Source organism: Ruegeria sp. Alg231-54 (assembly GCF_900143525.1).
GTDB lineage: Bacteria > Pseudomonadota > Alphaproteobacteria > Rhodobacterales > Rhodobacteraceae > Ruegeria.
The window spans coordinates 23,451-48,781 of record NZ_FREZ01000009.1; the positions used below are offsets into that span (position 1 = coordinate 23,451).

Annotated in this window: 31 protein-coding genes; 20 read left to right on the forward strand and 11 right to left on the reverse strand. The window is 57.8% G+C overall.

Features of this window, described 5'->3' with window-relative positions:
- The first annotated feature begins 30 nt into the window (after positions 1-30).
- Genes DHN12_RS15700 through DHN12_RS15710 form a run of 3 tightly spaced genes read left to right on the forward strand, consistent with a single transcriptional unit; the run spans position 31 to position 1,120 of the window.
- The gene (locus DHN12_RS15700) at positions 31-360 is read left to right on the forward strand and encodes a helix-turn-helix transcriptional regulator (protein ID WP_108861069.1); all 330 of its coding nucleotides are present in this window, start codon (positions 31-33) and stop codon (positions 358-360) included.
- Positions 348-776 carry an SRPBCC domain-containing protein gene (locus DHN12_RS15705; RefSeq protein WP_108861070.1) on the forward strand — a complete coding sequence of 143 codons (429 nt, stop codon included), beginning with the start codon at positions 348-350 and terminating at the stop codon, positions 774-776. The genes DHN12_RS15700 and DHN12_RS15705 overlap by 13 nt, the downstream gene beginning before the upstream one ends.
- Positions 777-799: 23 nt before the next feature.
- Positions 800-1,120 (forward strand): YciI family protein, encoded by a 321-nt coding sequence (locus tag DHN12_RS15710; RefSeq protein ID WP_108861071.1) that lies wholly within the window; start codon positions 800-802, stop codon positions 1,118-1,120.
- 2 nt (positions 1,121-1,122) lie between these two features.
- On the opposite strand, the gene DHN12_RS15715 is transcribed toward DHN12_RS15710, so the two are convergent.
- A complete protein-coding gene (locus tag DHN12_RS15715) occupies positions 1,123-2,121 on the reverse strand; it encodes an asparaginase (protein ID WP_108861072.1) in 999 nt (332 codons plus the stop codon).
- A gap of 178 nt (positions 2,122-2,299) precedes the next feature.
- On the opposite strand from DHN12_RS15715, the gene DHN12_RS15720 reads away from it, so the two are divergent.
- From DHN12_RS15720 to DHN12_RS15735, 5 genes are all read left to right on the forward strand, one after another.
- The gene (locus DHN12_RS15720; RefSeq protein WP_058272619.1) at positions 2,300-2,833 is read left to right on the forward strand and encodes an invasion associated locus B family protein; all 534 of its coding nucleotides are present in this window, start codon (positions 2,300-2,302) and stop codon (positions 2,831-2,833) included.
- A gap of 62 nt (positions 2,834-2,895) precedes the next feature.
- Complete coding sequence (locus DHN12_RS24465; protein ID WP_159090043.1) at positions 2,896-3,171, forward strand: hypothetical protein; 276 nt, start codon at positions 2,896-2,898, stop codon at positions 3,169-3,171.
- A gap of 147 nt (positions 3,172-3,318) precedes the next feature.
- Positions 3,319-3,696, forward strand: a complete 378-nt coding sequence (locus DHN12_RS15725) for a lysozyme inhibitor LprI family protein (protein ID WP_108861073.1) — start codon at positions 3,319-3,321, stop codon at positions 3,694-3,696.
- A gap of 78 nt (positions 3,697-3,774) precedes the next feature.
- On the forward strand, positions 3,775-4,962 hold the full coding sequence (rlmN, locus tag DHN12_RS15730) for a 23S rRNA (adenine(2503)-C(2))-methyltransferase RlmN (RefSeq protein ID WP_108861074.1): 1,188 nt from the start codon (positions 3,775-3,777) through the stop codon (positions 4,960-4,962).
- A 232-nt stretch (positions 4,963-5,194) separates the two neighbouring features.
- Positions 5,195-5,821: a cytochrome P460 family protein gene (locus DHN12_RS15735; protein WP_108861075.1), complete on the forward strand. Its 627-nt coding sequence runs from the start codon at positions 5,195-5,197 to the stop codon at positions 5,819-5,821.
- Positions 5,822-5,828: 7 nt separating this feature from the next.
- Here the strand turns inward: DHN12_RS15735 and DHN12_RS15740 are convergent, their stop codons facing one another.
- The gene (locus DHN12_RS15740) at positions 5,829-6,173 is read right to left on the reverse strand and encodes a hypothetical protein (protein WP_108861076.1); all 345 of its coding nucleotides are present in this window, start codon (positions 6,171-6,173) and stop codon (positions 5,829-5,831) included.
- Positions 6,170-7,087 carry a DnaJ C-terminal domain-containing protein gene (locus DHN12_RS15745; protein ID WP_108861077.1) on the reverse strand — a complete coding sequence of 306 codons (918 nt, stop codon included), beginning with the start codon at positions 7,085-7,087 and terminating at the stop codon, positions 6,170-6,172. Before DHN12_RS15745 ends, DHN12_RS15740 begins: the two co-directional genes overlap by 4 nt.
- 152 nt (positions 7,088-7,239) lie before the next feature.
- On the opposite strand from DHN12_RS15745, the gene DHN12_RS15750 reads away from it, so the two are divergent.
- Complete coding sequence (locus tag DHN12_RS15750) at positions 7,240-7,623, forward strand: hypothetical protein (protein WP_108861078.1); 384 nt, start codon at positions 7,240-7,242, stop codon at positions 7,621-7,623.
- Here the strand turns inward: DHN12_RS15750 and DHN12_RS15755 are convergent, their stop codons facing one another.
- Together DHN12_RS15755 and DHN12_RS15760 are read right to left on the reverse strand one after the other, a co-directional pair.
- On the reverse strand, positions 7,624-8,724 hold the full coding sequence (locus tag DHN12_RS15755) for a cystathionine gamma-lyase (RefSeq protein WP_108861079.1): 1,101 nt from the start codon (positions 8,722-8,724) through the stop codon (positions 7,624-7,626). It abuts the gene before it with no gap.
- Positions 8,725-8,727: 3 nt separating this feature from the next.
- Positions 8,728-9,570 carry a TIGR00730 family Rossman fold protein gene (locus tag DHN12_RS15760; protein WP_058272611.1) on the reverse strand — a complete coding sequence of 281 codons (843 nt, stop codon included), beginning with the start codon at positions 9,568-9,570 and terminating at the stop codon, positions 8,728-8,730.
- Positions 9,571-9,649: 79 nt separating this feature from the next.
- Between DHN12_RS15760 and DHN12_RS15765 the strand changes: the two genes are divergently transcribed.
- The 3 genes from DHN12_RS15765 (at position 9,650) to dapD (ending at position 12,148) form a co-directional block, all read left to right on the forward strand.
- Complete coding sequence (locus DHN12_RS15765; RefSeq protein ID WP_108861080.1) at positions 9,650-10,567, forward strand: threonine/serine dehydratase; 918 nt, start codon at positions 9,650-9,652, stop codon at positions 10,565-10,567.
- 44 nt (positions 10,568-10,611) lie between these two features.
- Positions 10,612-11,211 (forward strand): GntR family transcriptional regulator, encoded by a 600-nt coding sequence (locus DHN12_RS15770; RefSeq protein ID WP_108861081.1) that lies wholly within the window; start codon positions 10,612-10,614, stop codon positions 11,209-11,211.
- 109 nt (positions 11,212-11,320) lie between these two features.
- A complete protein-coding gene (dapD, locus tag DHN12_RS15775) occupies positions 11,321-12,148 on the forward strand; it encodes a 2,3,4,5-tetrahydropyridine-2,6-dicarboxylate N-succinyltransferase (RefSeq protein WP_058279709.1) in 828 nt (275 codons plus the stop codon).
- 55 nt (positions 12,149-12,203) lie between these two features.
- Here dapD and DHN12_RS15780 read toward each other — a convergent pair whose 3' ends face one another.
- The gene (locus DHN12_RS15780; RefSeq protein WP_108861082.1) at positions 12,204-12,539 is read right to left on the reverse strand and encodes a cupin domain-containing protein; all 336 of its coding nucleotides are present in this window, start codon (positions 12,537-12,539) and stop codon (positions 12,204-12,206) included.
- A gap of 113 nt (positions 12,540-12,652) precedes the next feature.
- On the opposite strand from DHN12_RS15780, the gene DHN12_RS15785 reads away from it, so the two are divergent.
- Complete coding sequence (locus tag DHN12_RS15785; RefSeq protein ID WP_058279829.1) at positions 12,653-12,997, forward strand: hypothetical protein; 345 nt, start codon at positions 12,653-12,655, stop codon at positions 12,995-12,997.
- Here DHN12_RS15785 and DHN12_RS15790 read toward each other — a convergent pair.
- Entirely contained in the window at positions 12,994-14,052 is a 1,059-nt protein-coding gene (locus DHN12_RS15790; RefSeq protein ID WP_108861204.1) for a transporter substrate-binding domain-containing protein, read from the reverse strand. The genes DHN12_RS15785 and DHN12_RS15790 overlap by 4 nt on opposite strands.
- A gap of 209 nt (positions 14,053-14,261) precedes the next feature.
- Between DHN12_RS15790 and dapE the strand changes: the two genes are divergently transcribed.
- From dapE to rnr, 3 genes are read left to right on the forward strand one after another with little or no spacing between them, the layout of a single operon-like run.
- Positions 14,262-15,401 carry a succinyl-diaminopimelate desuccinylase gene (gene dapE / locus DHN12_RS15795; protein WP_108861083.1) on the forward strand — a complete coding sequence of 380 codons (1,140 nt, stop codon included), beginning with the start codon at positions 14,262-14,264 and terminating at the stop codon, positions 15,399-15,401.
- Positions 15,402-15,404: 3 nt separating this feature from the next.
- Complete coding sequence (locus DHN12_RS15800) at positions 15,405-15,980, forward strand: TIGR04282 family arsenosugar biosynthesis glycosyltransferase (RefSeq protein WP_108861084.1); 576 nt, start codon at positions 15,405-15,407, stop codon at positions 15,978-15,980.
- A 46-nt stretch (positions 15,981-16,026) separates the two neighbouring features.
- Entirely contained in the window at positions 16,027-18,288 is a 2,262-nt protein-coding gene (gene rnr / locus DHN12_RS15805; protein WP_108861085.1) for a ribonuclease R, read from the forward strand.
- Here rnr and DHN12_RS15810 read toward each other — a convergent pair.
- The gene (locus DHN12_RS15810) at positions 18,279-18,665 is read right to left on the reverse strand and encodes a DUF1801 domain-containing protein (RefSeq protein WP_108861086.1); all 387 of its coding nucleotides are present in this window, start codon (positions 18,663-18,665) and stop codon (positions 18,279-18,281) included. The genes rnr and DHN12_RS15810 overlap by 10 nt on opposite strands.
- Positions 18,662-19,420, reverse strand: coding sequence for a glutathione S-transferase family protein (locus tag DHN12_RS15815; RefSeq protein ID WP_234416660.1), 759 nt, complete (start codon positions 19,418-19,420; stop codon positions 18,662-18,664). Before DHN12_RS15815 ends, DHN12_RS15810 begins: the two co-directional genes overlap by 4 nt.
- A gap of 22 nt (positions 19,421-19,442) precedes the next feature.
- Here DHN12_RS15815 and DHN12_RS15820 point away from each other — a divergent pair, with 22 nt between their 5' ends.
- From DHN12_RS15820 to DHN12_RS15825, 3 genes are all read left to right on the forward strand, one after another.
- On the forward strand, positions 19,443-20,156 hold the full coding sequence (locus DHN12_RS15820; RefSeq protein WP_108861087.1) for a YafY family protein: 714 nt from the start codon (positions 19,443-19,445) through the stop codon (positions 20,154-20,156).
- Positions 20,157-20,227: 71 nt separating this feature from the next.
- The gene (locus DHN12_RS24855; RefSeq protein ID WP_234416661.1) at positions 20,228-20,374 is read left to right on the forward strand and encodes a hypothetical protein; all 147 of its coding nucleotides are present in this window, start codon (positions 20,228-20,230) and stop codon (positions 20,372-20,374) included.
- 10 nt (positions 20,375-20,384) lie between these two features.
- A complete protein-coding gene (locus DHN12_RS15825; protein ID WP_234416662.1) occupies positions 20,385-21,518 on the forward strand; it encodes a lytic murein transglycosylase in 1,134 nt (377 codons plus the stop codon).
- A gap of 390 nt (positions 21,519-21,908) precedes the next feature.
- Here the strand turns inward: DHN12_RS15825 and DHN12_RS15830 are convergent, their stop codons facing one another.
- Together DHN12_RS15830 and DHN12_RS15835 are read right to left on the reverse strand one after the other, a co-directional pair.
- Positions 21,909-23,306 (reverse strand): aspartate aminotransferase family protein, encoded by a 1,398-nt coding sequence (locus DHN12_RS15830; protein WP_108861089.1) that lies wholly within the window; start codon positions 23,304-23,306, stop codon positions 21,909-21,911.
- Positions 23,307-23,382: 76 nt separating this feature from the next.
- Complete coding sequence (locus DHN12_RS15835; protein ID WP_108861090.1) at positions 23,383-24,066, reverse strand: GntR family transcriptional regulator; 684 nt, start codon at positions 24,064-24,066, stop codon at positions 23,383-23,385.
- 140 nt (positions 24,067-24,206) lie between these two features.
- Between DHN12_RS15835 and DHN12_RS15840 the strand changes: the two genes are divergently transcribed.
- Positions 24,207-25,292, forward strand: coding sequence for a polyamine ABC transporter substrate-binding protein (locus DHN12_RS15840; RefSeq protein ID WP_108861091.1), 1,086 nt, complete (start codon positions 24,207-24,209; stop codon positions 25,290-25,292).
- Positions 25,293-25,331: the final 39 nt, after the last annotated feature.

Here is a 25,331-nt window from a genome sequence, read left to right on the forward strand (position 1 = left end):
TTTATTTAACGCACGTGTTAAATAAAGGCTATGAACACTCTGATAAACGCTTTTTCTGCATTGTCCGATTCCACTCGGTTCTCGATTGTTGAGCAACTGATGCAGGACGGAGAGCTGCCTGCCGGTGACCTGATCCAAGGGCGCGGCATGTCGGGCGCAGCGATATCGCGCCACCTGAAAGTGCTGCGTGAGGCCGGATTGGTACAACAGCGCGTCCACGGCACCCAGCGGATGTATTCTGTCCAGCCTGACGGGCTGCGGGCGATTGCCGAATGGACGATTTCGAAACGTCAGTTCTGGGAAAACAGCCTCGATCGTCTGGGCGACCTCATTGAAAGGGAAAACTCATGGCCGACCTGAAACTGGAACGTGAGTTCCCGACCACCCCGGAAAACCTGTTTGCCTGGATCAGTGATGGGGCGAAACTGTTGCAGTGGTGGGGCCCCGAAGGGGTGCATGTGCCCGAGCATGACCTGAATTTCTCACGCACGGGGCCCTGGTATTCAATAATGAAGAACGCAGAAGGCCAGACATTCAAGGTGTCCGGTCATGTCACCCATGTTGATCCTCCCAATTCGGTTGGATTCACCTGGGCCTGGCATGACGATCAGGATCAGCGCGGGCCGGAAAGTCATGTGACGTTTTCGGTCGTTGCGGCCGAAAACGGGGCGCGGCTAGTGCTGGACCACCGCGAACTGGCAGATTCCGAGGCCGCGGCGAACCACAACATGGGCTGGACATCGTCGCTGGCCAAGCTTGAGGCGCAGTTGGGATAAGTTTTCATTAGGGAGGAAATAAGATGCCACAATATTTGTTTGTCTATCACGGCGGAACCACACCAACCGACCCCGCCGAGGTCGAAGCAACTATGGCCGCCTGGGGCGCATGGTTTCAAGGCATGGCTGAGGCGCTGGACATTCCCGGCAACCCGGTTGGTCAATCCTATACGGTCAGCAACGGAAGCGTCGTCGACAATGGCGGCGCAAACCCGGCCTCCGGTTTTACGGTCGTAAAGGCCGATAGCATTGATGCTGCGACCGAAATGGCCAAAGGGTGTCCGATGGTAGTCAACGGCTCAGGCTCGGTCGAAGTGGCCGAGGTGCATGAAATCGAAATGTAACCTTAGCCGTGAAACCCCGGCGCAGGTCTGATTACGCCGCATTCCAGCCCGCGACGGCTGTATTGTGTGGCGTTCATGAATTTGCGGGTGGCCGGGTGATCGGCCTCCAGCACACCTAGGCTGACAAGAATGGCTGCAATTGCGCATTCGCTGGCGCGGGTTGTGCCATCGGTGATCTTTAGCGCGACCCCCATTCTCTTTTCTGGAATGATGGCGATGAACACCGCCTCAGCCCCGGTTTTGATTGCGGCGCGGCCGTCCATGGCGCGCATTAACTCGGTGCAAGCGCGGCTTTCGCCCGCCACCAGTTCCGGGTGCTTGATCATCGCAGCCGTCAGTTGCTGTGCCGCGTCGCTGGCGCGGTCCGACCGATCTGCGGCCGAGGCAAACCACGCCATTGATCGTGCCAGCCCTACCAGCGAAGTGGCGAAATTCGGAGCCGAGCATCCATCGATTCCATAAGCCGGGCTGGCTTCCCCGGTCGTCTCTTCAAGCGCGGTCAGGCAAGCCTGTTGAACTGGGTGGTCGATTTCAAGGTATTCCGGACCGGCACCCATGTGCTGCGCGACCGTCAGAAACCCGCAATGCTTGCCCGAGCAATTGTTGTGGATCTGGCAGGGCGTGTCATCGGCAAGGATCAGCCCGTCGCGCGCGGCCATGTCCTGCGGTTCTTGCGGACCGCAGCGCAGATCGTGTTCGGTCAAGCTCAAGTGATCCAGCCAGGCAGTAACCCTGTCGGTATGGATATGTGCGCCGCTATGCGAGGCACAGGCGAGGGCCAGATGCTCGGAGTTCAGGCCATATTTGGCGGCTGCACCCGATGTGATCAGCGGCAGCCCCTGGATCATTTTCGCAGACGAACGGGGATATATCACCGCATCCGGATCACCCCAGCTGCGTACAATTTGACCGCTGTCGTCGCAGATCACTGCATGGCCAAGATGCAGGCTTTCCAGTAAGGGGCCTCGCCATAGTTCTGTCATTGGTACCGGCTGCGTCATCTGGCCCCTCCATTATATGCGCAAAAATCTGCCAATCGCCCTTTCGCCTGTGGCGAAACCTGCGTTAGTGTGTGTATGTCGACAATCATCGGAATACGCAACTTACAGACGAACCGACAGAGTTCGAATGCGGTCTCGATGGGTATGAGGTATTAGGTCGAGCTAGGAGGCTGGACAGATGGGATTAAAACTCGTCCGCACAATTGCGGGTCTGTGCGTGGCAGGAATGGCCACAACCGCAATCGCTCAGCAGGCGACCAGCACCAATCGGGTTGCTGCGAAGACCGACTGGAGCGTTTTTGTGGAGAAAGATCCCACAGAGTGCTGGAGCGTATCCGCGCCCAAAGAGACTGTGAACACCAAAGGTGGACGCGTGGTTTCGGTGCGCCGCAGCGACATCCTGTTGTTCGTGTTCTACCGCCCGAATGCCGAAGTCAAAGGTCAGGTGACCTTTACCGGCGGCTATCCTTTCGCGGCAGGATCGACGGTCACCCTTGAGATTGACGGCACCGAGTTCGCTTTGATCACCGAAGGTGAATGGGCCTGGCCGGCAACCGAAGGCGAAGACCTGAAGGTCGTCGCAGCGATGAAGCGCGGCACCGAGGCCGTTCTGACCGCCCGGTCCGAGCGCGGAACCCAGACCAAAGACACGTTCTCGCTGTTGGGTTTCAGTGCTGCGATCGAAGACGCCGAAAAGCGCTGCACCCAATAAGTAAGTAGAACAGGTTTACGCAGCCCCGTCATTTGGCGGGGCTTTTTCGTGGGCGATCGTGCATGCCATTTGATCTTTACGCCACGTCTCCCCCCCAGTTTGATCCGCATCAAGGCGAGCGATCCGTTTTTCTGAACCAATCAGTTCAAATTTATGGAAGGAGCTTATCCATGCTGAACAAACCTCTTGCCGCTGTGTTGGTGGTCGCCGCCGTATTTCTGAGTGCATGTGAAAAAAACAACGAAATATATCCGGTATCTGGCGAGCAATGCGGCCCGAAAGACCCCGTGCAAACTTTGGACGCGGATGATTGCGACATCCTACCTGCAGGGATCTGACATGTTCACCTGACCTGATTCCTCGTAATCGTAATGCAGATAGTTCGGTCGCATCGGTTTGGCCTTTGCGGCCGACTTGCAATTGGGACTACGGCGCAACGCGTGCTACGGTGGCCACATACAAGGGTTCATATGTGGAAACGGATAATGCGTTACGTCTTGATTGCAGTGCTTTTCTCTTCGGCCGCGTGGGCAGATCCCAGCCTGGAATGTTTCGACGCAGGTTCGCAGGTCGAAATCGGAGCCTGCGTTGGGGAAATGGAGAAACGCGTGAATATGGCTGTTGAGACAAGCTATGGCTTCGCCATGCAGTCCGCAGTTGAGTTGGACGAGGTCACAGACCGTGTGGTCGCACAACCGGCACTTGAGGCTGCACAAGAGGCATGGAGAGGATATCGCGATGCGCAATGTGAAGCAGTGGGGGCTTCATACGGTGGCGGCTCTGGTACCGGTATTGCCATTGCGTCCTGCCGCGTTGATCTGGGCCGGGCGCGTGTGGATGAATTGCTGCGCATGGCAAATTAATGATACGAATTCTTTTGATCTTTGCGCGCGATCCTATATAGAGGCGCATCCCAAGCCCGAATTCGTTGAGATAGCAATATGTCGCCTAAAGCGCCGATTACTCAAGATGTCATGACCATCCCCCGCAAACTGCCCGAGGGGAAGATCAACCTTGTCGGGTTGACCCGTGATCAGTTGCGTGACGCTCTGATCGAACATGGCACGCCGGAAAAGCAGGCCAAGATGCGGACCGGGCAGATCTGGCAGTGGATCTATCAATGGGGCGTGCGCGATTTTGCCGAGATGACCAACCTCGCCAAAGCGTATCGTGCGCAACTGGCTGAGAATTTCGTTGTTGAGATCCCCGAGGTCGTGACCCGGCAGGTGTCCGAGGACGGCACGCGCAAGTACCTGTGCCGCATCGCGGGTGGCCATGAGGTTGAGGTTGTCTACATCCCCGAAGAGGATCGCGGGACGCTGTGTATCTCGTCTCAGGTTGGTTGCACGTTGACCTGTTCCTTTTGCCATACGGGCACGCAGAAACTGGTGCGGAACCTGACGGCGGCGGAAATCGTCGGTCAGGTGATGATGGCCCGCGACGATCTGGACGAATGGCCAACCCCTGGTGCACCAAAGGACGAAACACGCCTGTTGTCGAACATCGTTCTGATGGGCATGGGTGAGCCGCTTTATAACTTTGAAAACGTGCGCGACGCGATGAAGATCGCCATGGACCCCGAAGGCATTTCTCTGTCACGCCGTCGGATCACCTTGTCAACGTCCGGCGTGGTGCCGGAAATTGCGCGCACAGCTGACGAGATCGGCTGTTTGCTGGCAATCTCGTTTCACGCGACAACGGATGAAACCCGCGATTTTCTGGTGCCCATCAACAAGCGCTGGAACATCCAAGAACTGCTGCAGGCATTGGCAAATTATCCCAAGGTGTCCAATTCCGAGCGGATTACTTTTGAATACGTGATGCTGGATGGTGTGAATGACAGTGACGAAGATGCGCATCGCCTGATCGACCACATCAAAAGCCACAACATTCCCGCCAAGATCAACCTGATTCCGTTCAACGAATGGCCCGGCGCGCCTTATAAGCGCAGCTCGAACAACCGCATCCGGGCGTTTGCGAACATCATTTATCAGGCAGGCTATGCCTCTCCCATTCGCAAGACGCGTGGCGAGGACATCATGGCGGCTTGTGGTCAATTGAAATCCGCCACAGAGCGCGCGCGCAAGTCGCGCAAGCAGATCGAAGCCGAAGCGGGATTGCAGAACTAACACACCCAACTTTCGTGCATTCTACGCCACGAAATTAATGTTTTGGCCGCTGTTATTTGTATGCACAATTTGATATGTTTTGGGGGCTGAAACCGGCTGCCTAGGCTTCACACTTGCGCACAAAGCAGTGAGAGTCGCATTCCGGTCGTGGCGCGTTTGTTCATGGCCGCTATCATTTTACACGTAACTTGCGGCGTTCAGGCGAACCTTTTGAAGCAGGTGGGCCAAATACATGTTTGTACGATTTATAAGACTGTTTCCGACATCTCTTGCGGCTTTGTTTGTGGTGGGGCTTGCTGCGCATCAGGCTGGCGCTCAATCCAGTGGTGAGGATGCTCACCTTGCCATTGAAAATCCTGCCGAGCTGTCCAAAGAAGAAGCTTTGGGCATCTACAAGTCCCTGCAGCGCCGGATGGAGCGTGGCTATGCCGCCGCGCAGTTAGATTTGCTGATGAACTATCAGGCATGGCCGTTGTTCAACGATGCCCCTTACATCTCGGCAACCCATGGGCAGCGCTATGTGAACAGCTATGCCAACCGCATGGCTCACAACTATGGCACTTTGGCCGAGGGTGAAAAGCTGCCGATGGGGTCAGTGCTGGCCAAGGACAGCGTCACGGTCACGGACGAGGGCAATGTCCATCCCGGGGCTTTGTTCGTGATGGAAAAACTCGCTGAAGGCACCAGCCCGGAAACTGCGGACTGGCGCTATATCATGGTCATGCCGGACGGGTCTTTGTTTGGTGACACGATGGGCGCGCGTTCGGACGCTGTCATCTATTGCCATGATTGTCACGAAGCGGTGGCTGATCGGGATTACACTTTCTTTGTTCCCGAAGAGTATGTTGTCGGCAACTAAGCGCGGGTTACTTGCGACCAAACCGCGCCGTTCCAATTACCTCGATCAATGTCTGACGCACCGGCTCCGGTTGCGTATCTACCGCATTCAGAACCTCTCGTAACTCAGCCCGAAGGCCATGCATCTGGTCGATCAGTGAGATCATCATCGACAGCGCATCAGCCTCCATCTGGTATTGGTCGTGCAGCTCGCACGCCAGCTCCAACCGCGCCACGTCGAGGGTGTGATACACCAACCCCTGCTCGGTTTGCTCGGGAATGACGATCTCGGCAGCCAGGTATTCGGTCAGGCGGTTCGAGGTCAGGCGGGTGACGGTTGCGATCAGCTGCTCTTCGGTAAGGGTGCGGGTCATGACGGCATTCCTTTCCGTGGATCATAGCTGTGGGTTTCGCGCCATGTCTCCATGAATTGCTTCAAATCATCATCAATCTGGTCCGGCATCGAGACCGTCAGTTCGATCAATTGATCCCCACGATCAGACGAGCCGCGCTTCTTAACTCCCTTACCACGCAAACGCAGGGTTTTACCGCTGCTGGTGCCGGCTGGAACACTGACATTGACGCCACCATCTATGGTGGGGGCAGGAACCTTGCCACCCAGAATGGCTTCGTCAATCGTGATCGGCAGAGTGATATGAATATCGTCGCCCAGACGATCGAATACCGGATGCTTTGCCACAGACACGGTTACCAAGGCGTCGCCGGCGGGCCCGTCGCCGAACCCCGGATCACCCTTACCGCGCAGGCGGATGGTCTGCCCGTCGGTGATGCCAGCGGGTATTTTGACTTCGATCCGATCGCCATCGGGCAGAGTCAGCTTCTGGCTGGCGCCGAACACCGCGTCCAGAAAACTGATCTGCAGATTGTAAGCGCGATTGTGGCCCGGCGCGTGAAATTCGTGCGTGCGCTGCTGGTGTCCCCCCCGGCCCCGCATGAACTCGGCAAAGATGTCGGACATGTCATCCGGATCTGCCGCTCGACCGCGATAAGGGTTCCCGGCGGCCTCGGCATATTCACGATAATATTGCTGTTTGCGCCGTTCCTGACCCGAGGCATCAATCTCACCACTATCGTACCGGGCGCGCGTGTCAGGGTCTTTCAATAGGTCATAGGCTGACGCAGCGTCCTTGAACTTGGCCTCTGCCTCGGCATCCCCGGGCTTGAGATCCGGGTGGCATTCTTTGGCGATGCGCCGGTAAGCCTTTTTGATCTCGGCGGCGCTGGCGTCTTTGGCGACGCCAAGGATGGTATAGGGATCGTCGCTCATCTCACCTCTCGCGGGTCGGTCTGAACAGGATGAATGTGTTTTATCATGCGATTTCAATGACCCAAAAGAAAGCGGCTTTTGAAAGCGCTCGCAAAATCCCATGGGCCTGTTAATATCTGCATGTTTCTAACTGATCATCCACGGAGAACCCTATGACGCGCAGAATCAAGTCCGCACTGGCCCTTATGGCCGGGAACGCCATCGGGTTGTTGCTTGCTACGCTATTATTGTCGGGGTTTGCGATTAAACCGATTTCATTCATCGTCGTGGTGATCGTGTTCACGCTGGTGCAGGTGGTGGCCGAGCCGCTGATCCTGAAACTGGGTGAGAAAAAAGCCCCCTCCATCAAGGGTGGGATTGCCTTGATCGTGACGTTTGTCGGCCTGTTGGTGACTGATCTGATTACGGCCGGGTTGACAGTTGGCGGCGTTGCCAACCTGTTAGCGGCGACCCTGCTTGTTTGGTTGGGCGCGTTGATCGCCAGCGTTCTGCTGCCGATCTACGTGTTCACCGAATTGCGCGAGCCAAAGAAGTAATTACAGCGCGTTCAGGCTGCTCTCAATCGCCTGCCACAGTTCCTCTAACGGTTCGCAACCTACTGACAGGCGGATGAATGCAGGGTCGACATCGTCGCCCCAGCGTGCCCGTCGTTCGGCAGAACTGTGAACACCGCCAAACGATGTGGCCGGCCGCAGCATCGGGCAGGTGTTGATGAAAGCTTCGGCCTTTTCCTCGGTCTCTAACGTGATCGACAACAAGAACCCAAACCGGGACGTCTGCAACTTGGCCAGAGCATAGGACGGGTCATCCGACAGGCCGGGATAGCGGATCTGTTTCACGGCCTCATGTTCTGCCAACCGTTCCGCGAGTACTTGCGCCGATGCACACATCCGGTCGAAACGAACGTCCAGCGTTTCCAACCCGCGATGCAGCAGCCATGCCTCATACGGGCCGGGGATCGCGCCGGAAACGCGCCTCCATTCTTCGACCCGTTCCATGATCTGCGCGTTGCGGCTGGCGACATGACCCATTAGCAGGTCCGAATGCCCGCCCATTGCCTTGGTATCCGAAGCGACCACCACGTCGATGCCCAAATCCAACGGGCGTTGCCCCAGTGGGGTCATGGTTGTGTTGTCGGCAATCGTGAGACCGCCCACCACGCGAACGGCAGTGGCGATCGCAGGCAGGTCCATCATATCCAGACCGGGGTTCGAGGGGCTTTCCAAAAAGACCACGTCAAACCCGCCAAACCCGCCCTCTGCGAACGCCGTCGTCGGACGCTCAGTAACCGAGACGCCCAGATTGGACAGGAACCGATCGGCCAGCAATCGTGTGACATAATACCCGTCCGAGGGGATCAGGATATGGGACCCGGCTTTGACCGTCGCGAACAAAGCCGCAGAGATCGCCCCCATACCTGACGGAAAGGTCAGACAGGGCGCGTCTTCCAAATGTGCTAGCACATGTTCCAGATGCCCCCATGTCGGGTTGTCGACCCGACCATAGGTCGGATGCCCGTCCGGTGCGCCGGGCAGATGGTACATACTGCTTTGTGTCAGCGGCAGGGCCACCGGATCGCCCTTGTTCAGTGCGTTCCCACGTAGGTGCAGCATCTCACCGGTTTTTGGCGGTTTCATGTTTCAGCGCCCCGGTATTTCGTCGCGCGGTGGGGCCGGTTCCCAGTTATCGATAATGTCGACCGCCTCTTGTGCGGTATCGACAAAGCGGAACAGATCGAGATCCTCGTCCGAGATGGTCCCCGCATCGGCCAGCGCCTCCCAATTGATGACTTTTTCCCAGAATTCGCGACCGAACAGCAGGAAGGGCACACGCTCCATCCGGCCAGTCTGGATCAACGTCAGCGACTCGAACAGCTCGTCCATCGTGCCGAAGCCGCCGGGGAAGATGGTGATTGCGCGGGCGCGCATCAGGAAATGCATCTTGCGAATGGCGAAATAGTGGAAATTAAAGCTGAGATCGGGCGTTACATACAGGTTCGGCGCCTGCTCGTGCGGCAGCACAATGTTCAGGCCAATCGAACAACCGCCAGCATCCTGGGCACCGCGATTTCCGGCCTCCATCACGCCGGGGCCACCGCCGGTGACGATCACGTTCTCGCGGCAGCCGGTTTCATTGGATTTTTCGGTCATCAGACGGGCGAATTCCCGCGCTTCGTCGTAATATTGCGACAGGTTGGCCAGCGTCTGGGTTCGCGCAGTGTGTTTCTGCGACGGCTCAGGAATGCGTGCGCCACCGAACATGACGATGGTCGAGGTGATCTCACGTTCGGTCATGATCATCTCGGGCTTCAGCAACTCCAGCTGCAAACGCACGGGGCGTAGCTCATCCCGACACAGGAAATCATCGTCTGCAAAGGCAAGGCGATAGGCGGGTGAGCGCGTCTGCGGCGTGTCCGGCACCTCGCTCGCGGTCGAGCGGTCTGTCTGGGCGTCGCGGAAAGGGCTGAGGCGGTCTTCTCTCATGGGTGATGGTTCCCTGCTTGCGTGTTCATAAAACAGCTATAGGGTTCGCAGGCAGAGTGCCAGTCACGGAAGAACAAGAATGAATTGGAAGAGTGAAATTTCCGCCGCCGCCGAACGGATTAATGGTTATGCGCAGGCGACCCCGGTGATTGAAAGCCGCGTGCCCGGATTGGATTATCCGGTCGAAATGAAGCTGGAGCATATGCAGCACACGGGCAGTTTCAAAGCGCGCGGGGCGTTTAATACGCTGCTCAGCTTGGACGTGCCCGAGGCTGGCGTTGTGGCGGCTTCGGGCGGCAATCACGGTGCGGCGGCGGCGTATGCGGCACAAACGCTGGGATATCCGGCCAAGATTTTCGTGCCAGACCTTGCCGGACCATCCAAGATCGCCCTGATTGAACAGACGGGCGCGGATTTGACGGTGGTGCAAGGTGAATACGCAAACGCACTGAGCGAGGCCAGAGCGCATGAGGCTGCGACCGGGGCGATGCAAATCCACGCTTATGATGCCCCCGCAACCGTAGCAGGGCAGGGCACGTGTTTTGCCGAATGGGAGGCGCAGGGACTGCAGGCTGACACCATTTTGGTTGCAGTGGGCGGCGGTGGCCTGATTGGCGGGGCTTTGGGTTGGTTTGATGGCACGCGCAAGGTCGTAGCAGTCGAACCGGAAACCTCCTGCGCGCTGAACGCGGCGCTGCAGGCGGGTGAACCTGTGGATGTCTCGGTCTCGGGGATAGCAGCCAACGCGCTGGGCGCGCGGCGGATCGGAGGGATTTGTTTCGATCTTGCGCAAGGAATGACATCTGTTCTTGTCTCAGACGAGGCGATTGCAGCCGCGCAAAAGGCGCTGTGGCAGACCCATCGCATATTGGTCGAACCGGCCGGGGCGACTGCGTTGGCGGCTTTGACCTCAGGTGTTTATCAGCCTGAACCGGACGAACGCGTGGCGGTTCTGCTGTGCGGGGGAAATATTACCCCGGACCCGCTGATGGGGTGAATTATCGGCTTGTGGAAGGTGGTTAAGGATTTTATCGATAATCTATGACCACTACGATCGCCGACACAATTTACCAAAACCTTAGACAGAAGATTATCACGGGCGAATTGGTTGCCGGTGAAAAGCTGCGTCAGGATCACATCGCGCGGGCCTTTGAGACCAGCCATGTACCGGTGCGCGAGGCATTGCTGCGTCTGGAAGCGCACGGGTTGGCCCAAAGTGAGCCGCGCCGCGGTATGCGTGTTTCGGCGCTGGACCCGGCAGAAGTGCGCGAAGTGGTTGAAATGCGCGTTGCGCTGGAATCCCTGGCCTTGCAGCATTCGGTACAGAATATGACGCCTGGCGCGCTTAAAGAGGCGGATGATGCTCGGATCGCCTGTGATGCTGCGCAAACGATGCCCGAGTGGGAAGCGTGCAACCGTACCTTTCATCGCTCGATCCTGACGCCGTGCGGGTTGCCACGCCTGCTGCATGCGATTGATGACCTGCATATCGCCGGCGCGCGCCACCTGTTTGCCCATTGGCGCCCCAAGTGGGTACACCGTGCGGATGGTGACCACGCAGCCATCGTTCAGGCGCTCAAGCGCAAAGACGCGGCCACGGCGACGGCCATTCTGACGCGTCATATCCGCCGCGCAAGCTGATCACAGGTTAACCTAGCCGCAAATCGTACCTTCTGCGTCGCATTGCACCGCGAGGTGCAGTTGCGTATAGGCCAAACAAACGTGAACAGATTCTGCAGGGAGCCATCCGATGTCCAACGCGCAACTGGAAACCGCTATCGAAGCCGCCTGGGAGGCGCGCGACACCATTACGCCCGCCACCACCGGCGAACAACGCGAAGCGATCGAGGATACGCTGGCCGCACTGGACAGCGGCTCGCTGCGGGTTGCTGAAAAGCTGGAAAGCGGTGATTGGCATGTGAACCAGTGGGCCAAGAAAGCGGTTCTGCTGGGCTTTCGCATCAAGGACATGGAAATCCAGACCGGCGGTCCGCAAGACGGCGGCTGGTGGGACAAGGTGGACAGCAAGTTCGCTGGCTGGGGTGAAAACCAGTGGCGCGCAGCCGGTTTCCGCGCGGTGCCGAACTGTGTTGTGCGCAAATCGGCCTATGTCGCACCCGGTGTGGTTCTGATGCCGTCGTTTGTGAATCTGGGCGCCTATGTCGACGAAGGCACTATGGTCGACACTTGGGCCACCGTTGGTTCCTGTGCCCAGATCGGTAAGAACGTACACCTGTCAGGCGGTGTTGGCATCGGCGGCGTTCTGGAGCCGATGCAGGCTGGCCCGACCATCATCGAAGACAATTGCTTTATCGGCGCGCGCTCCGAAGTGGTCGAAGGCTGCATCGTGCGCGAAGGCTCGGTTTTGGGAATGGGCGTCTTTATCGGCAAATCCACCAAGATCGTGGATCGCGAAACCGGCGAAGTCACTTATGGCGAAGTTCCACCGTACTCGGTGGTTGTCGCGGGCTCGATGCCGTCCAAGAACAACGTCAACCTGTATTGCGCCGTGATCGTAAAGCGTGTGGACGAGAAAACCCGTTCGAAAACCGGGATTAACGAACTGCTGCGCGACTAAAGTAGGCGCGGGTATGAAACGGGGCTGTAGCGTATCTCGCTGCAGCCCTTTTTGTTTATCCTTTGACCGGATAGCGGTCGGGTTCCTCAAACACGTCGATCACGCGGCTTCCGGCTTTGATTTTCCCGCCGTGTTCAACACCAGACGGGATCGAATAACTGTCGCCGGGGCGATAGGTCTTAGTTTCTCCGCCGATTGTCAGTTCAACCTCGCCCTCGACCACCGTGCCCCATTGCGCCTTGTGTGAATGCGGTGGCAGTTCGAAGTCCTTGAGGAAGGTGAAGAACGCGACCAAACCCGCATCTGACCGGATGACGGCGGTTTGCACCACGTCCTCGGGGAATGGGACGGCGAGGCTTGGGAAGTCTGTGATGAAATCTGGGTAGGCCATGAAAATCCTTTGCAGTTTGAAATGGGTTTTCGCGGGTACTATGGACGTGCTGGGAGCTTCCCGCAATTCCCGGCTGCTTGACCACGGACAGACGCGCGGCTATGGCCCCCTGCATGGAAAAGCAAAAGAAACCGTCCCGTCAGCAAGTTTATACATTGCTCGTTCAGATTGGCCGCAAAGAGGGCGACGGCTTGCCCGAAGGCGCGACCGGAGCAGCGCTGATGTGTTTTGCTAGCGGCGTGGATGAGGCTGAAGCGGTGCGTGAAACCGTGGCGATCCTGAAACAGGCCGACACCGCGCCACTGGACGTCACCGGCTATGGAACTCTGGCCGAGCGTGAGGCGCAGGGGCACGACATCGACCCGGACGAACGCGACCTGATGCAGCGGGCCTTGGACGAAAACGCCGTTATCGTGGCGCAAATGACGCCGTTTTTCGGGGATGAAGAACCGGCTTAGTTCCGGACCCCGAACCATTTGCGGTAAATCTCGTCATAGGTGCCGTCTTCGCGCAGCGCCAACAGGGCCTGGTTCACGTCCTCGACCAATGGTGATCCGGTCGGGAACGCGATCCCGTAATTCTCTCGCAGAAAAACACCGCCAGTCATCGATGCGATCCGACGTCCTTCATGCGCCGCGTAATAGGACAGGATCGGCGCGTCAAAAACAACGGCGTCCAACTCCTTATCTTGGAATGCGGTCAGCACATCATCCAGGTTTTCATAACCGGAAAACTCGATCTCGCGTCGGTTCAGGAAGTTTGCGGCAGTCGAGTTCGAGATTGTGCCCACCTGTTTGCCATAAAGATCGTTGACCGAGTTCACGTTGCCGCTGATGGCATCCACGGTCATGACCGACGTGATCCGCGCGGTGAAGACAGATACGATGAACAAAGAGGACACAACCAGAACCACGCCCAGCAACCGTCCGAACGGAGTGCGCGGCATGCGTTCCTCGAACCCGCCGTTGACCACAAGATTCAGCGCCCACCAGAAAGACGGGAACCATGCCTCATTCAGCTTGCGGTCGAAATACGGCTGGGCCCGACGCTCAAACCCCCACATCAGCATCCCGCCGCCAAGCAGGATCGCAAAGGCTAGACCAATGGCAATGAACAGCTCGACAGACAGCAAAGCGTGTAGCAGCGAAGGTCTGCGGGCTGCATCCGATGGCACCATGATCTGCAGGCCGGCCTCAAATATGGGCTGACTGAAGTCCATCTGTGTTTCGCGCGCAGCCGTGATCGAAATATTGGCCACAGCCATGTCGGCTGTTCCGTTCTGCACGGCATCTAGCATGTCGCCGAACGCCTCGACCCGGTTGACTGAGTAATCCCAGTTCAGGGCCTCGGCCAGAGCCTGCAGTAGGTCCATGGAAAAACCAGTTTGGGCCCCGTCCTCGACATAGGAAAACGGGGGGCGGGTCACGGTTGTGACCGAAAGCGTCTGCGCCTGGCTTTGCTGTGCAAGAACGGCGAAAGTCAGGCAGATCCAAACGAGAAGCGCACGTATCATCGTCAATTCACCTGTTTCGCGGCCCTCTAACGCAGATTTGAAAGGCACGGCAAGGTGGCCGCTAGGTAAACCGCCATGTTTTATTGGGGTGTCAATTCGAGAGATGCGCGAAAAAGCGTTCAGATTCCCGTGGTCAGGGGTTGGCAATTGGTCCAATTCGTTGAATCTGTGCACGATCCTACGCATGAACGAACCAAAAGGGCCCAGAAATGACAGATCCGGTGAAATTGACGGCGGACCTGATCCGTTGCCCATCAGTCACACCTGAGGAAGGCGGCGCGCTTGTGTTGCTGGAGCAGGTATTGTCGGCGGCAGGCTTTGATTGCACCCGTGTGGACCGGGGTGATGTTAGCAATCTATATGCGCGCTGGGGGTCGAAAGCGCATCCGCGCAGCTTTGGATTCAACGGACATACCGATGTTGTACCGGTCGGAGATGAGGCGGCATGGTCGATGCCCCCGTTTGGTGCAGAAATCCGCGAAGGCGTGATGTACGGGCGCGGGACCACGGATATGAAATCCGGCGTGGCAGCCTTTGCGGCTGCAGCTGTGGACTTTGTGCGTGACACACCACCGGATGGGGCGATCATTCTTGCGATCACGGGCGACGAAGAGGGTGACGCCGTGGATGGCACAACGGCACTGCTTGATTACATGTCTGAGGTCGGGGAGCGCATGTCCGCCTGTTTGGTGGGCGAGCCGACCTGCCCCAACACAATGGGCGAGATGATGAAAATCGGGCGGCGTGGTTCGATGACCGCCTGGTTTACCGTGACCGGGGTACAGGGGCATTCGGCTTATCCGCATCGGGCCAAGAACCCTTTGCCGGCTATGGCGCGGTTGATGCATCAATTGGCCAGCCACGAACTGGACCAGGGATCGGACCATTTCGATGCCTCAACCCTGGCTGTTGTGAACATTGATACGGGCAACGCAGCTACCAACGTGATCCCGGCGCAATGTACCGGAGCCGTGAATATCCGCTTTAACGATCTGCACTCGGGCGCCAGCCTCAGTGAGTGGCTGGAGGCCGAAGCCAAAGCCGTGGCTGAAACCTACGATGTCGCGATCGACGTCCGGATCAAGATCTCAGGCGAGAGCTTTCTGACCCCGCCCGGCCCCCTGTCTGATCTGGTCGCGAAAGCGGTCGAGACCGAAACCGGTGTGCGCCCCGAGATGTCGACAACAGGTGGCACATCTGATGCGCGGTTTGTCAAAGACCATTGCCCAGTGGTTGAGTTCGGCCTTGTTGGCCGAACGATGCATCAGGTCGATGAATGCGTCGAGGTGGCGCAGATTGAACAGCTCAAGGCGATCTACACGCGTATCCTTCAGGACTATTTCGCCTGAACCATGCAGCGCACATTGGTCATCATGGTGAAAGAACCCCGCCCGGGTCGGGTCAAGACACGGCTGGGGCGCGACATCGGCATGGTTGGCGCGGCGTGGTGGTTCCGCCATCAGACACGCGCGCTGATCCGGCGATTGCGGGACCCACGCTGGCAGATAGTGCTTGCCGTCGCCCCGGATCGGGAAGGTCTGACCAGCCGCATCTGGCCCGTTGATCTGCCCCGCGCGGCGCAAGGGCGAGGTGATCTGGGCGACCGCATGGGACGCATGTTGCGCGGCATGCCGCAGGGACCGGTTTGTCTGATCGGCGCGGACATTCCTGGGATCACATCCCAGCATATTGCACGAGCCTTCAAGGAATTGGGACAGTCGGAATTTGTATTTGGCCCTGCGCCGGACGGTGGCTATTGGTTGGTAGGGGCTCAGCGGTACAAGGCGTTGCCGACAAGCCTGTTCCGTAATGTACGCTGGTCTACTGAAACTGCGCTGGCTGACACTCTGGCCTCAGTTCCGGGGTGCCGCGTAGGATTGCTGGACCATCTGCGGGACGTTGATACGGTGGCTGACCTGACGCCCTGAGCTTTTTGGTCATGACGCGGTCGCATACCCGTGATAGGCCGGAGATATGACTCGCATACCTACCAAGCAAGAGGTCCTCGATTGGATCTCGGCGAACCCCACCCTGACCTCGAAACGCGATATCGCCAAAGCCTTTGGTATCAAGGGCGCGGACCGGATCGATCTGAAACGCATCCTGAAAGAGCTAGAGGCCGAGGGGCATCTGGAAAAGCGCAAGCGCAGCTATCGCGACCCGGACCGCCTGCCACCGGTCAGCGTGCTGCAGGTGAAGGCTCCGAATGCGGATGGCGACCTGTTCGCGCGGCCTTTGGAATGGCATGGCGAAGGCGTCGAGCCGATCATTCTGCTCATCACCCGTGCCAGCGATCCTGCGCTGGGCGAGGGCGACCGCATTCTGGCCCGCCTCACGGTTGTGCATGAAGAAGACCACAATTACGAAGCACGCCTGATCCGACGTGTCGGGACGAACCCGCGCAAGATCGTGGGCATCTTTCGCAAAGGGGCGGAAGGCGGACGGATCGTGCCCATAGACAAAGCCGGTCAGACCGAATGGCTGGTTGCTGATGGGGCCGTATTGGGTGCCAAGGATGGAGAATTGGTCGAGGCTGAACAGGCTGGGCCAAAGAACCGAATGGGCCTGCCGCGCGCACGCATTGTGGAACGGCTGGGAGATCCATCGGCGCCCAAGGCTGTGTCACTGATTGCAATTCATCAGCACGGTATTCCGGATGATTTCCCTGACAAGGTGATTGCCGAAGCCGATAAGGCCAAACCGGTTGGTCTAAAAGGCCGCGAAGACCTGCGGGATATACCTTTGCTGACCATCGATCCGTCAGATGCGCGGGATCATGACGATGCCTGCTATGCCCATGCCGACGATGACCCCAAGAACCCTGGCGGGCATGTGATCTGGGTCGCCATCGCCGACGTTGCCGCCTATGTGCAGCCCGGTACGGCGCTGGATCGTGAGGCGCGCAAGCGTGGCAACTCCAGCTACTTCCCGGACCGGGTGGTGCCGATGCTGCCGGATCGCCTCTCTGGAGACCTGTGTTCGCTGCACGAAGGCGTTCCGCGCGCCTGTATCGCTGTTCGAATGCAGATCGATGCGGATGGAAACAAGATTGCTCATCGCTTTGTACGTGGTCTGATGCGCTCGGCCGCGTCGCTGCACTATGCCGAAGTTCAAGACGCTATCGACGGCAATCCAAACGACCGCACAGGGCCTTTGTTAGAGCCTGTGTTGAAGCCGCTATATGATGCCTATGCCGCGCTTAAGAAAGCGCGGGCAGAACGGCAACCGCTGGAATTGGACTTGCCCGAACGCAAGATCGTTCTCAGCGACGCGGGTGAGGTCCAAAGTGTGGCCTTCCGCGACCGCTTAGACGCGCACAAGCTGATTGAGGAATTCATGATCCTCGCCAACGTTGCCGCCGCCGAGACATTGATCGCCAAGCGGCGCCCGTTGCTGTTCCGTGTGCACGAGGAACCGGCGCAAGAAAAGCTAGAAAGCCTGCGGGAAACCGCGCAGGCAGCTGGTCTGAACCTGGCCAAGGGTCAGGTGCTGCAAACTCGGCACCTGAATGCATTGCTGAACGCTGCCGCCGGGACCGAGGATGCAGAGCTGATCAACCTTTCAACCCTACGCTCGATGGCACAGGCTTATTACAATTCGGAAAACTTTGGACACTTCGGTCTGGCGCTGCGGAACTATGCGCATTTCACTTCTCCCATTCGTCGTTATGCGGACTTGATCGTGCACCGCGCACTGATCACGGCGCATGGCTGGGGTGACGACGGGTTGACCGAGGATGAAATCGCGCGACTCGATGAAACGGCAACGCATATCTCGGACACCGAGCGCCGCTCGATGATGGCCGAGCGGGATACGACGGATCGCTATCTGGCCGCTTATCTGAGCGAGCGCGTGGGCAATGAGTTCAGCGGTCGTATCAGCGGCATTGCCCGGTTCGGCGCCTTTGTGAAGATGGATGAAACTGGCGCGGATGGTCTGGTGCCAGTCCGGTCACTGGGGCGCGAGTTTTTCCATTTCGACCGCGAAGCCGGCACGCTTATGGGATCGGACTCAGGGCTGATCATTGCCATCGGCCAGCGTGTCACCGTTCGCCTGACCGCGGCCACGCCCGTTACCGGGGGGCTCGAGCTGGAGCTGCTGTCCATCGATGACCAGGCCCTGCCGCGCGGAGGCGGGCCTGCTAAGCGGGGGGGTGCGCGGCGCAAGGCGGTCAGTACAAAGCGCAAGAAGGACAGGATCAAGCGCAAGGTCGAACGCAAACGCCGTCAAAGGTGATAGGTCAGCGCCCGTGCGATCAGCCAGCCATGCCGGGTTTTATCAATCTGATCCGGGTCATCAAACAGAATAGCCCGGTTGCCGTCCAACCGATCCTCGCCCGGGAAGGCAGTGGTGAAATCACCCATTAGTCGGCTCTGACAATGCACGAACAGCGCAAACGATGCCGCTTTGTGCCCGCCCAGCCGGATGGTCGACCCCTTGGGCGCCAGATAGGCGGGTTGACTCCAACGCAGAGCTTCATTCAATGGCTGAGCTTTAGGCAAAGTCCCAGCGGTTGAAAACACCAGCTCGCGCAAGACGAGGACACCTGAACGGGTGTCCTCGGGGAACGCTTCAAAGGCGGTCTGTACCGCAGGGTCGTTAAAAGGTGTCATGGCAGCGGTATTGCCTGCTCAATTCGGTCTACGTAGTCGTTGAGCAGCCTATCCTGTTTGATCCGCTGGGTCAGCGGGGTTTCCACCGGTGTTGCGCGCATTGCGGCCAACATGGGCCCAACGCTCATATCTGCTGATGTTGGCCGGTCGCCCAGAAGGTACGGCGATTGCCACAAATAAGCGGATATCGCTTCAAGGTCCCGCTCCAATCGATCCTGACGCTCAGCAGGTGAGAACCGGCCGACACCCTGAAACCCCAACCCCTGAACGACCTTTTTCCGAATAGAGTTTGATACAGGAGTTCTGATCAAAGCGGGAATGACCGAAAAGAAGGTCTTGCGCAGAATTGGCCAAACCTCGTCATTGGCCCATCTGTCCTGGACGACCTGAAAATAGATATGTTCTTCTGCCATGCGGATCAGCGTTCGCGCCTGCGCCCTTTGTATGTCGCTTAGCCCAGCGTCGAAGTTCGCGCCCTGCGCCTCAAGCCAATCGCGGATCAGGTCGCTATCGGGGACAAGACGCTCTGGCGTGCGCAGAACCGGCAGTTTCTGATGGGGCATCTTGCGGGGGTCCAACATATCGGACCGCTGCCAACGCTGGCCCGCATGTTCCAGCATGTATGCGGCCTTGACGCAAAAGGGGCTGGCGCTGAACAGGCCAAAGGCCGAAGGGTAAATCATAAGGGTCAACATCGGAGGCTCCAAATTCGGGATGCCCGAGGAATAGCTTTGCCTGATGACAGTTTCTGTCATCAGGTTTAGATTAATCTGCACTATGTCCCGAACCGCCCGCCTGTTCCAATTGATGCAAGCCTTGCGCTCTGGTCCTTCGCCGAAGACGTCGCAACAATTGGCGCAGGATCTGGGCGTCTCGCCGCGTACCGTTCATCGCGATATTGAATCGTTGCGCGGGCTTGGGGCGGTGATCGACGGTGAGGCCGGTTTTGGCTTTACCCTGATCGAAGACGCAACCCTGCCGCCGCTTGGGTTCACAGATGATGAGCTTGAAGCACTGGTTTTGGGGCTGCGAGAGGTTCAGGCCATTGGTGATCCTGGGTTGGCAGACGCCGCCAGCAATACGTTGCGCAAATTGCAGGGGCGATTGCCACAGCGCCAATCACACCGCCTGTCCCATGCAGTGCTGACAGCAACGCGCTTTGATCGCCCAGCCAAGCCCACCATCGCGGTGGCTGACTTGCGGCAGGCCACATGGAACGAACGCACGATCGAGTTTGCCTACACTGATGCCAAGGGCGATGGCACGCGCCGTAAGGTGAACCCGCTGAGTATCGTCTATATGGACCGCGCCAGCGTTTTGATTTCCTGGTGCCATCTGAGGCAGGATTTTCGCGTCTTTCGGCTGGACCGGATACGCGAAATGTCCGTGACAGGCGAAAGCTTTAGACCAAACCGCATCCCTTTGCTGCGCGAGGCACTTGCCGGAATTCGTGCGGAACACAAAGCAAGAGATCGCGAGGGGTCAAGCTGAACGCTTTGGAAAATGCAAATTCTGCGGTACTCTGAAGTCGAGCAGTAACCAGGAAAATTCGGAATGCGTAAATGCATAGGTGGCGTTATGACCGCCGCATTATGGGCATCCATTGTGCAGGCGGAATCTATAAATACTCTGGGCGGGTCACAGGCCATACAGCTGGCGTCAGCTGGCGTGGCGATATCGATCCGGCCAGTTTTACGACCCTCAGCTAAGGAGTACCGGGTGTCGACGGAAGGAAACGCGCGGTTTCAGGCGTGGCTTGGAGCATTTCGTGAACGGGCGTCCGAGCAGGGGATATCAGCCTCAACACTGGACAGGTCGCTGGCGGGTTTGACCTACGATAAGGACGTGATCAGGCGCGACCGCAACCAGGCAGAGTTTTCGAAACCCATTTGGGAGTATTTGGATTCTGCCGTCTCAGACACGCGCATCAGAAACGGCCGGGTGGGGTTGGAACGCCATAGCGACGCACTGATCCGCATCGAAGCCAAGTACGGCGTCGAAAAAGAGGTTGTGACAGCGATCTGGGGGCTTGAGACCTCGTTCGGGACCTATCGGGGCAGTGATCACACGATCCGATCACTGGCGACATTGGCGTTTGACGCAAGACGCGCGCAGTTTTTCGAAACCCAGTTAATCGCCGCATTGCAGATCATTCAGGCGGGCGACGTCAGCCCGCGCAATATGATGGGCAGCTGGGCCGGGGCGATGGGGCATACGCAATTCATGCCAACCTCGTTTCTGGACCATGCGGTTGATTTCGACGGGGACGGGCGGCGCGATATCTGGTCGGACGATCCAACCGATGCGCTGGCCTCGGCCGCCGCCTATCTGGCGCGGCATGGGTGGACCAAGGGGCAGCCGTGGGGCGTTGAGGTGACCCTGCCCGAAGGGTTCGACTATTCCACCGCACGGCGGGATCACACATTGATGCCCTCACAATGGGCCGCACGTGGTGTGGTGGCGGCGAACGGCGCCCAAATTTCGGATCACGGGCAAGCGGCGATCCTGTTACCGGCCGGAGGGCAGGGCGTGGCGCTGATGATCTTCGACAATTTCAAGGTGATTGAGAAATACAACGGTGCCGACGCCTATGTGATCGGGATAGGATACCTGTCTGACCGTCTGGCCGGACGGGGGTCGTTCCAGACCGAATGGCCGCGTGGTGACAGGGTGCTGAGTTTCACCGAGAAAAAGGAACTGCAATCCCGTCTGACCCAGGCTGGATTTGATACCCAAGGCGTCGACGGGCGCACAGGGCCAAACACGGTCAAAGCTGTTCGGGCGTATCAATTGGCGCAGGGGTTGCTGCCAGACGGATATGCCAGTCTGAACCTCTTGGAAGCGTTGCGGTGACAATGTAGGGGCGTTGATCTATTGCCTGGGTATGCGCCGCGGATACTTTCTCAGGTAATGGCTGTGCAACCTCCCGACTACCGGCACTCACTACGATAGACGGGAGGTGGACCCAGCAGTAGAGCGGGTCGCAACGCCGGTAGAGGTAATACAAATAACCGAGTCGCATTCGCATACTTGAATCTGAGTCACATCAAATCAAGATATTTATCGCGCGATAAATTTATTGTTGCCGCGCGATACATAATTACTTCTTTTTGTCGCTCGATTTGATTGAATCTAGTTGTGTTCAGCAATTGAGCTGGAGCGATTGACGGGCAATTGCGACTCAAAAATTGAAAAGGGGCGCATTTTTATGCACCCCTCAAACCTGAAAAGCAGCAATCTGGACTATGACGCTGCCTTCATCAGCCCCTGCGCGATGATCTCGGCCTGCGCCTCGTCCAGTGACTTGTGAATCCGCACGAACATCTCGTCGATCTCCGCAGGGGTCAGGACCAACGGGGGTGAGATGATCATCCGGTCACCCACATGGCGCATGATCAGGTTGTTGGCAAAGCAGCGGTCGCGGCAGATGTAGCCGACCGTACCGGGCTCGGACGCGAATTTGGCGCGGCTGGCCTTATCCGGCGTCAGAGCGATTGAGGCCATCATGCCGACGATCTTGGCCTCACCGACCAATGGATGATCAGCCAGGGCCCCCCATTTCTCTTTCAGATAGGGGGCGGCCACGTCGCGGACGTGGTCGACGATGCCTTCTTCTTCGAGGATGCGCAGGTTCTCCAATGCGACTGCCGCCGCAACCGGGTGGCCGGAATAGGTATAGCCGTGATTGAACTCGGTGCCGCCGATCACCTCGGCAATCTCGTCATTCACGATGGATCCGCCGATGGGCGCGTAACCCGAGCTGAGTCCCTTGGCGATCGTCATGATATGCGGTTTGATGCCAACGGTTTCGGACCCGAACCAGTTACCTGTGCGTCCAAAGCCACAGATCACCTCATCGGCGATCAACAGGATATCGTATTTGTCACAAATGCGCTGAACCTCGGGCCAATAGGTGTCAGGCGCGACAATCACACCGCCGGCACCCTGCACGGGTTCCGCGATAAAGGCGGCGACGCGGTCTTCGCCCAGTTCCAGAATGGCTTCTTCCAGTTCACGCGCGCGGGCTAGGCCAAACTCTTCCGGCGCCATGTCGCCACCTTCTGCCCACCAGTTCGGCTGGTTGATGTGGTGGATGTTCGGGATCGGGATGCCGCCCTGCGCATGCATGCCCGCCATACCGCCCAGCGAGGCCGAACCAACGGAGGACCCGTGATAGGCATTGTGGCGGCTGATGATGATGTTTTTGTCCGGCTGACCTTTCTCAGCCCAATAGGTGCGCACCAGGCGAATGTTGGTGTCATTTGCCTCGGACCCACCGGCCGCGAAGAACACGTGATTCAGATCCCCCGGCGCGAGTTCTGCGATCTTGGCTGCCAAAGCGATGGCCGGAATATGGGTCGTTTTGAAGAACGTGTTGTAATAAGGCAGTTCACGCATCTGACGGGCAGCAACCTCGGCCAGTTCATCGCGACCGTAACCGATATTGACGCACCAAAGACCGGCCATGGCGTCCAGAATCTCTTCGCCTTCGCTATCGGTCAGGTACACGCCTTTGGCACGAGTGATGACGCGCGCACCTTCCTCGCCCAATGATCCGTTGGCCGAAAACGGGTGCATATGATGCGCCGCATCCAGCGCCTGCAATTCGGCGGTCGGCATGTGATTGGTGATGGTCGACATCAGAGAATCTCCTGCAAAAGGCGGTTACCCGTCACAATATGATCAAATTTTTTCGTGTCAATCGAATCGACCTGAATCAGGCGGAGATCAAAGCGTCCGACATCAATTCCATACCCTGCTCAATGTCCTGAGCGGTTGCTTTCGCGACCTTTTCCGCATCTTTCGCCCGCAAGCTTGCGATGATGTCCTTGTGCCGATCCGGCAGGCTATGTGTTCCGAACCGTCCGCAGACAACGCGTAGTGAGGGACCGAACCGCAGCCAAAGCCGCTCGGCCAGATCGTTGAGAATCGGGGCATCCGCATGCGCGTAGAGCGTTTCATGAAAATGGTGGTTCAAACGCAAGTAACCACTGACGTCGCCGTCTGTGATGGTCTGATCCAATCGCTGATCAAGCTTTTCGAGCTGATCGATATCAGCAGGTTCTAGATTCGCGGTTGCCCGTCTGGAAAGCTCTGATTCTATTGATATTCTGGCAAAAATCATCTGCTCAACATCGGTGCCCGACAACAAAGGCACGCTGACGCGCCGATTGCCCTGAAACACCAGTGCGCCGTCCGAAATCAGCCGCCGGATCGCCTCGCGGACGGGGGTCATTCCAACCCCGAGCGATTCGGTCAAACCCTGTATCGTGACGGGTTGTCCCGGGACCAGATCACCGTACATGATCTGCGATCTCAGGGTTTGGTACACCTGTTCATGCGCTGGTCTTTTGCCCTCATCCACCTTCGAGCCGGATGCTTTATTTTTGATCAAATCCAAGTGGTTTACCCTGTTTCGCGTGGTGTCGACTTGCCAGACGCCTGACCTCGTGAAACCATACGATGGATCGGGGGAAAACGCAAAACTTGATCAAATCAAAAAAAACGGGAGAATACCCGTACACTTGCAGGGAGAGAAATATGTCAATCAAAACGCTGACGATGACAGCGATTGTCGCGCTGGGGACTTCGGCGGCTTTTGCCGAAGAGGTGCGCGTCTATAACTGGTCCGACTATATCGACGAGGATCTACTGAAAAAATTCGAAGAAGAGACAGGGCTGACCCTGATCTACGACGTGTTTGACAGCAATGAGGTTCTGGAAACCAAGATGCTTGCCGGTGGATCAGGCTATGATGTGGTTGTGCCGTCGGGCACGTTTCTACAGCGTCAGATTCAGGCTGGCGCCTTTCAGGAACTGGACGAAGCAAAGCTTTCGAATTCAGGAAACCTATGGGACGTGATTCAGGAACGTACCGCTGGCTATGACCCGAACAACGCCTATTCGATCAACTACATGTGGGGGACGACCGGCCTCGGCGTTAACGTTGGTAAGGTTAAGGAAGTGCTGGGCGACGACGTTGCTCTGGACAGCATGGACTTGGTTCTGAAACCAGAGAATATGGAAAAGCTGGCCTCGTGCGGCGTCCATTTCCTGGACGCTCCGGCCGAGATTATTCCGATGGTGCTGCAGTACATCGGTGAAGATCCGGACAGCCATGACACCGATGTGATCGGTAAAGCCGAAGAAGTTCTGGCTGGCGTTCGCCCGCATATCCAGAAATTCCACAGCTCGGAATACATCAACGCGCTGGCAAATGGCGATATCTGCGTAGCTGTCGGTTGGTCAGGTGACATCCTGCAAGCGCGGGATCGCGCGGCCGAGGCCGAAAATGGTGTGGAAATTGAATACCACCCCTTCGCTGAAGGTTCGCTGATGTGGTTCGACCAGATGGCTATTCCAGCGGATGCTCCGAACCCGGAAGGCGCACACCAGTTCTTGAACTTCATTCTGGACGCCAACAACATGGCTGCCGCATCGAACTATGTGTACTATGCCAATGGCAACAAGGCTTCTCAGGAGTTCCTTGAGGAAGACGTGATTGGTGATCAGGCAATCTATCCGAGTGATGCCACGATGCAGAATCTCTACATCACGACGCCTTATCCGGTCAAAACACAGCGGAGCGTGACCCGCCTGTGGACAAAAATCAAATCGGGCACCTGAACCGAAGTATCTGAGCAAGGCGGCCCGACCGCCTTGCCC